The following is a 6,791-nucleotide window of genomic DNA, read 5'->3' as shown; positions in this document are numbered from 1 at the left end:
CAGGTCTCGACCAGCCAGCGCGATTCGCGGATGCGCCGGCCCATCTTGTCGTACGCGAAATTGGTGACGCGGTCGTCGCCTTGCGTGCCCGGCGCGCCATAGCCCGCGATCGAGACGCCGGTCGCCTGCCCCGCATAGCGCCACTCGGAAAGCACATTGCCCTCCGCATCATAGCTCCACGTCGTCAGCCAGGACCCGGCATCGACCTGCGCGGTCTTGCGGTCCAGCGCGTCGTAATAGCTGTGGACCACCGCGCCGTCCGGCCCGGTCGTGCGCACCACATTCCCGACCACGTCATAGTCGTAGCTGGTGGTCAGCGTGACGCCCGTCGCATAGGCATAGCTGCTGCCGTTCCAATAGCCCACGCTCTGGTTCGCGACGCTCGTCGTCTTCAGCCGGTCGAGATTGTCATAGCTGTTGACCGTCTCGCGATACGCCCCGCCGGGATTGCCCGGCGGCGTGCCGCCCGCCATGCCCGGCAGCGCGACCAGCGTCGCCCAGGTGCGGCTCGCGGTCAGGTTGCCCACCGCATCATAGGCGAAGGTCGACAGCACGCCCTGCGTGCCCGCCGTCCCCGCCGGCGTCACCTGCGCGACCTTGCGGTCCAGGTCGTCATAATAGCTGAGCGTCCGCGCGCCGTTCGCGTCGATCGTCTCGACCAGGTTGCCGCGCGTGTCGTAGCGATAATATTCCCGCGGCGTCGCCATGGCCTGCGACAGCCCCACCGACACCGCCTCGCCCCATTTCGACGTCAGCCGGTTCGCCTTGTCATATTCGAACCAGCTGTCGCGCTGCTCGGCCAGGCCATACGCCTCGATCCGGTGCACCACATTGCCGCGCGCGTCATATTCATAGCGGTTGCGCGAGAAGGCGGCCGTGACGACGTTGCCGCTCCCGTCCAGGATCGCCTGGACCCTTTCCTCGGCCAGCAGCCCGCGGCGGTCATAGCTATAGTCGGTGATCCCACCCAGCTTGTTCACCAACCGGATCCGGTTGCCGAACGCGTCATAGCCGCTCGTCTCGACCCCGCCCTCGGCATCGGTGGTCGTCACCGCCCGGCCCAGCTTGTCGTACGCGAAGCTCGTCACCGCCGCGCCGCGCGTTACCGACGCCACTTCCCCGAACGCCGTGTAGCGCGTCGTCGTCGTGTAGTTCAGCGCGTCCACCACCGACGTCACCCGACCGGCCTGGTCGTACTCGCTGTACGTGCTGAAGCCGCGCGCGTTGGTGACGCTCACCCGCTCGCCGAATGCGTTGTAGGTAAAGTTAGTGGGCTCGGCCAAGGAATTGCGCTGCCGGACCAGGCGGCCCGCACGGTCATAGTCGAACGACGTCGTGTGGAAGTTAGGGTCCGTCGTGCTGACCAGGTCGCCCAGGCCATCATATTCATACTGGGTGATCGCCTGCTCGGGCGTGCCCGCGGCGTCGTAACGGACGAGCAGACGACCCGCCGCGTCATGAAAATACCAGATATCACTCTGGTCGACGGTGCCAAAGGCGCGCGAGACCTGCCCCAGCTGGCCGTTGCCGCGATACCAGTACCAAGTTCGCGTGCCCGCGGCGTCATATTGATCGGAGACCCGGCCTTGCACGTCGTAGACGGTCTGCGTGTCAGCATAGTCGGATGAAGCAACTGCGGCAGCTACCACCGCCGCGGTGGCGCCATCGGAAATGCTCGTCTTCAGATCATAGCGGATCGTCCGCACGACGCGGCCATCGGCATCGTAGCGGTTCTCGGTGACGAAGCCCTCGGCGTCGATCGCGTAGAGCAAGTCGCCGCGGCCATTGTAGAAGGCCCGCGTGACGCGGTTGGCCGCGTTGCCGGCGCGCGCCGCGGCCCAGGCTTCCATGTCGCCCGGCAGCGGCTGGCTCGAGGTCGGTCGGGGCTCGGCGAACGCGATCGTCTTCACGATCCGGCCGAGATCGTCATAGACATGGCCGATCACCCCGCCCGCGGCGTCGATCGCATAGATCAGCTGGCCGGCCCTGTCGTAGACATTGTAGCTGGTGCGGTTGCCCGCCGCGCCGACCAGTCCCGCGCTCGAAAGCGCGGACGCCACCGAACCCAGCGTGAAGGTACCGGGCAGCGCGATCGTTCCCGCATAGCGCGTCGTGCTGCGCACCCGGCCATAGGCCCAGGAATAGGGCTCGACATAGCCATATTCGGTGACGGCGCCGAGCGGGTCGATCTGGTAGCGGAGCAGCCCCTGGCCATCATAGACGAAATGGACATGGCGATCCGCGCCGCTGGTGCCAGCGCTCGTCGCGAGCTGATCGAGCGTGCCGGCGGCGCGATATGCCGTGCCGGTCGCATTGGCATAGGCGATCGTCTCGATCACCTGCCCGGCGCCGTCATAGAGCGTCCGGCTCAGATAGCCCTCGCCGTCCAGCGTGCCGAGCAGCAGGCCGTCCTTGTCGAAGAAGCTGCGCGAGGCCCTGTCCCCGGCGCTGCTCCCCGGCAGCAGGACGCCGCTCACCGGATTGGCGATCAGCGCCGCGATCTGGCCGCTGGACAGCTTGTTGGCATAGCCCATGGTGCGGACCAGGCGGCCCGCGCCATCATATTCATGGGCAGTGACGGCACCGTCGCCCTGGATCGTCTCCAGCACCCGGCCGGCAATGTCATAGACCGTCCAGGTCCAGACGTCGACGGTACCGCTCGCAACGGGTCGAATGCGCGCGACGTCGAGGATGCCGTCGGTCTCGCGGAGCAGCTGCATCTGCCCGACGCTGAGCGTCTGATAATAGCGGACGCTCGCAACCTGTCGCCCCTCGGCATCGTAGCGATACTCGACCATCGTGCCATCGGCAGCGACATCGGCGGTCTTTCGCCCGCGCTTGTCATAGACGTAATAATGCGTGTTGCCGCGGAAGTCCGTCGCGCTCTTCAGCCGGCCGGCCTCGTCATAGGCATAGGTGGCGGTGCCGCCGGTGACGTTCTTTCCCGCCTCGGTCAGGCTGACCAGCTCGCCGGCGCGATTATAATGCGCCGACCGGACGAGCGTCGCCTCGTCGAACGTGGACTGGACGAAATCGTCGACCGGGCGGAACGAGGCACCGTAGAAATAGGTGCTCTTGTTCTGCAGCGACTCTTCGTAATAGTTGAAGAAGCGGAGGAAGACGCTGTTGTCGGGCCGACCCGCCGACCATTGATAATTGGAGACGGCCTCGATCTTCTGTCCCGTCGCGACGTCATAGACGCCGCCATAGTTCGACGCCGTGCCCAGGGCGGATCCCTGGGGCAGCACATAGCCGACGATCTTGTACCACTTGCCCGGCTGATAGCCCGCCGCAGCGGTAGGCACCCAGTACATGAAATAGGGATTCTCGCTCGCGACGCCGGACCATTGCTGGTCGACATAGGCCGGGTACGAGGGAGTCAGGCCCAGATAGACATGGTGCTGATCGGTGGCCGATAGCTGGAAATAGATCGAGAATTCATAGGCCTGGCTGGGATCAATGGTCGCGGTGTTAGTGTAGTTGCCGCCGCCCTCGGCACTATAGTCGGCCTGTCCGGACTGGATCGCGACGACTGGCCTGCCATCGGGCCCGAGCATCCGGACCCAGTTGGTCTCGTCGACATGATAGCCAGGATTGTACCAGCCCGGCACCTGCGCATAGCCGGCCTGCACCGGCATCGGCCCCTGATATTCGCGGACCTCCGGCTTGTAGAAGAGCGTCGACCAGCCCTGATCGGCCTGCCCGTAATAGTTGAAGAAGCGCGAGGTGACCTGGTTGCTCGGCCGGCCTTCGTACCAGCGGAAATTGTTGACGCTGGCGATGCGCTGGCCGGTCGTCATGTCATAGACGCCGCCATAGTCGGCGGTATTGATGTTGGCGCTGCCCTCCGGGAAGACATAGCCGACGACCTTGTACCAGCGGTCGCTCTGCAGATTCTGGGTCTGCCAGTCCGTACCGGCACTGAAGAAATAGGGGTTGTGCTGTACCCCTCCGTCCCATGCCTGCCTCACATAGGAGCTTCCGTCCCATGCATCCTGCGCGCCGAAGTAAATGTTATGGGAATCCAGGTCAGTCTTCTTGAAGTAATAAGTGAATTCATAGGCCTTGCTGCCGTCGATGGTGATCGCATTGCTATGGTTGCCGCCGCCGGGTTCGTTCGCATCCAGCTGGCCGGTCTTGATCGCCCAGACCGGGCTGCCATCCGGCCCCGTGGTACGCGTCCAGCGCGTCTCGCCGAGATAGGACAGGACATTCGACCAGCCTTCGATCGAGGCAGGACCGCTGCCGAAGTTCAGCTGGTGCATCTCCGGCTTGTAGAAATTGGTGTAATAGCCCTGAATTTCCTTGTTGTAATAGTTGAAGAAGCGGACTCCGGCCTTGCTCCCCGTATAGGTCTCGTTCCAGCGGAAGCTGTTGACGTTCAAGACCTTGTCGCCGGTCTCCGCGTCGTAGACGCCACCGAGCGAGCCCCAGGCGACGTTCTCGGCACCTGCGGGCAGGACATAGCCCACCATCGTGTACCAGCGCCCCGCCTGAAGCGAATTGCCCGAGCCGGGAATCGCATAAGTGAAATAGGGATTGCCATCCTCGCTACCGTCCTGCCCGTTGCGGACCATCGCGTTGGCGCCGTCACCGAAAAGGCCGAAGAAGACGAGATGCTTGTTCGCCTCGGTCACCTGGAAGTTCAACGTGAACCGATAGGCCTTGGTCGGATCATAGGTGGAGAGGTTCGTTTGGTTGCCGCCGCCGGGATCATAGGCGTCGGACTGGCCGGCATTCATCGCCACGACCGGCAAGCCGTTCGGCCCGATCGTGCTGACCCACTGGGTTTCCGGAGTGTAGGAATTGTTCCAGGTCGGCAGCGTCGCCGTGCCGCCGGGCACCGAAGCCGGATTCCCCGGCCAGTTGGCGAGATCGATGAGGTTGGGCCCCTCCACTTCCTCCGGCCACCGGCTGTTGTCGACCAGGTTCGGCCCGCGCACCGGCTGGCTGCCCGCCGGCTGGGTCGGCCAGCCGCTCTGGTTGACCAGATTGCCCCCCGCCGGCAGCGTGACCGTGTCGACCTGGTTCAGCCCGTCGCGATAGATGGTGAGCGTGGTCGCGCCATTGGCATCGGTGCTCGAGATCAGGCGGCCCAGCCCGTCATAGACGAAGGTCTGCGGGTTGGTGCCGGCAACGGTCTTGCTCAGCAGCCGCCCGGCGCTGTCGTACACATAATGGGTCGTCTTGTAGTCGTTCGCGCTCGAAGGCGTGCCGTCGGCGTTCGCCGCCCCCCATTCCGTCGTCCGGGTCAGGTTCCCGCGCCCGTCATACCAGTTCTGGTGGAGCTGGACGGTGCTCTTGTCGGCGATGGCGCTGCGCCACGCATCCATCTGCGCCGCGCTCGGCGCGACATCCGCTGCCCATCCGGCAAGGTTGAAGCGCTGGTCGACATAGGTGGTGACCATCGTCGGCAGGTCATAGGTGTAGCTGTACTGCGTCACCCGGCCTTCGGCGGAGACGGTGTAGGTCAGCCGGTCCTGGCTGTCATAGACATAGCGGGTCGTCATCCCGCCCGAAGGCAGCACGCCGCCCGCGCCATCGGGATCCAGGCCGGTATAGCTGGTCTCGGTGAGGAGCCGGTTGCTCGCCGAATAGGTGCGCACCACGGTGTGGAGGGTGCCGTCCACCGTCTGCACGATGTTGCCGCGCGCATCGCGGAGATAGGCCATGTAGGAGCTGAAGCTGTTCGTCGCGAGCTTGGCCGCGCCGTCATAGCCGCGCACTGCCTCCAGATCGTCGCCGGAATATTGGAAGGTCGTGATATGCTCGGCTGCGCCCGGGCCGGCAGCGGCTTCGTCGAGCCGCGTCAGCTTGCCGACGGAATCATAGTAGAAGCGGGTTCCCACCCCGGCGGGATCGATGACCGTGGTGACCCGATTGGCGAGGTCATAGTCGATGCGGGTGGTGCGGCTGACGCCTTCGTCGACCCATTGCTTGACGGCCGTCACCCGATAGTCGCCGCCGATCTGCGCATAGGTGAACTCGATCCGGCTGCCGTCGGTCTGGGCAAGCGAGGCGACGCGCTTCGAGCTGCCGTCATAGGTGTAGAAGAGCGAATAGACGCTGCCGCCGCCGGTGAGTTCGGTATCGACGCGGCTCAACCGGTCGTAGCTGTCGTAATAATAGCGGGTGGCGGTGCCGTCGCCCGAGACGACCTGGGTGATGTGGTTGCCGCTCCAGCTATACTGGATCTGGCCGCCGTCCGCAGTGGTGACCGTGGTCAGCTTGTCGCCGGAATAGGTGAAGGTCAGGCTGTCGCCGCTGGTGGCGTCGGTCTGGCGGGTGATGACATAGCCGTTCACCCAATAGCCGTAATCCTCGACGATCCGGCCATCCTCGCTGCTCCAGTGCCAGCTGCCGTCATAGGTGACCTTGTCGTGGATGCCGGCGGAATTGGTCGCGCGATAGGCCGTGCCGTCGCTGACATAGGTGACCACGCTGCCATCGGCCGCCCGGCGCTTGACCACCGAGCCGACCGCGTTGAGCGCGCCGTCGAAGCCGAAGAGCTTGCGATCCGTGCTCTGCAGCCAGTTGTCGCCATTGTCGTCCGAGCCGTCGCCCAGGCTGTTATAGGTCCGGCTCACCGCCACGTCCGGGCCGCGGCCGACCAGGAATTCGTCCTGCCGGCTGATCAGCAGATTCCCCGTCGCGGCGTTCAGGAGGAGCTGTTCGCCACCGCGCCCGACACTGGCCGAACCCAGCAAACCCGACGATCCCAGGGCACTCCCCGATCCGCGCTCGAATCCCGTCCCGGCGCCCGTGAAGATCGCAACCATCCGTTCCCCCAA

General features: G+C 64.9%; 1 protein-coding gene. It reads right to left on the bottom strand.

All coding sequences use genetic code 11. From position 1 onward, the window contains the following. The coding region (locus tag J0J01_RS32645) for a hypothetical protein (protein WP_296387820.1) at positions 1–6,779 on the bottom strand (6,779 nt) is incomplete at its 3' end. Between the last annotated feature and the right edge of the window lie 12 nt (positions 6,780–6,791).

Source organism: Reyranella sp., assembly GCF_017305915.1.
Taxonomy (GTDB): domain Bacteria; phylum Pseudomonadota; class Alphaproteobacteria; order Reyranellales; family Reyranellaceae; genus Reyranella.
The sequence above is the reverse complement of the archived record's forward strand: the minus strand, read 5'-3'. Positions and strand labels throughout refer to the sequence as shown.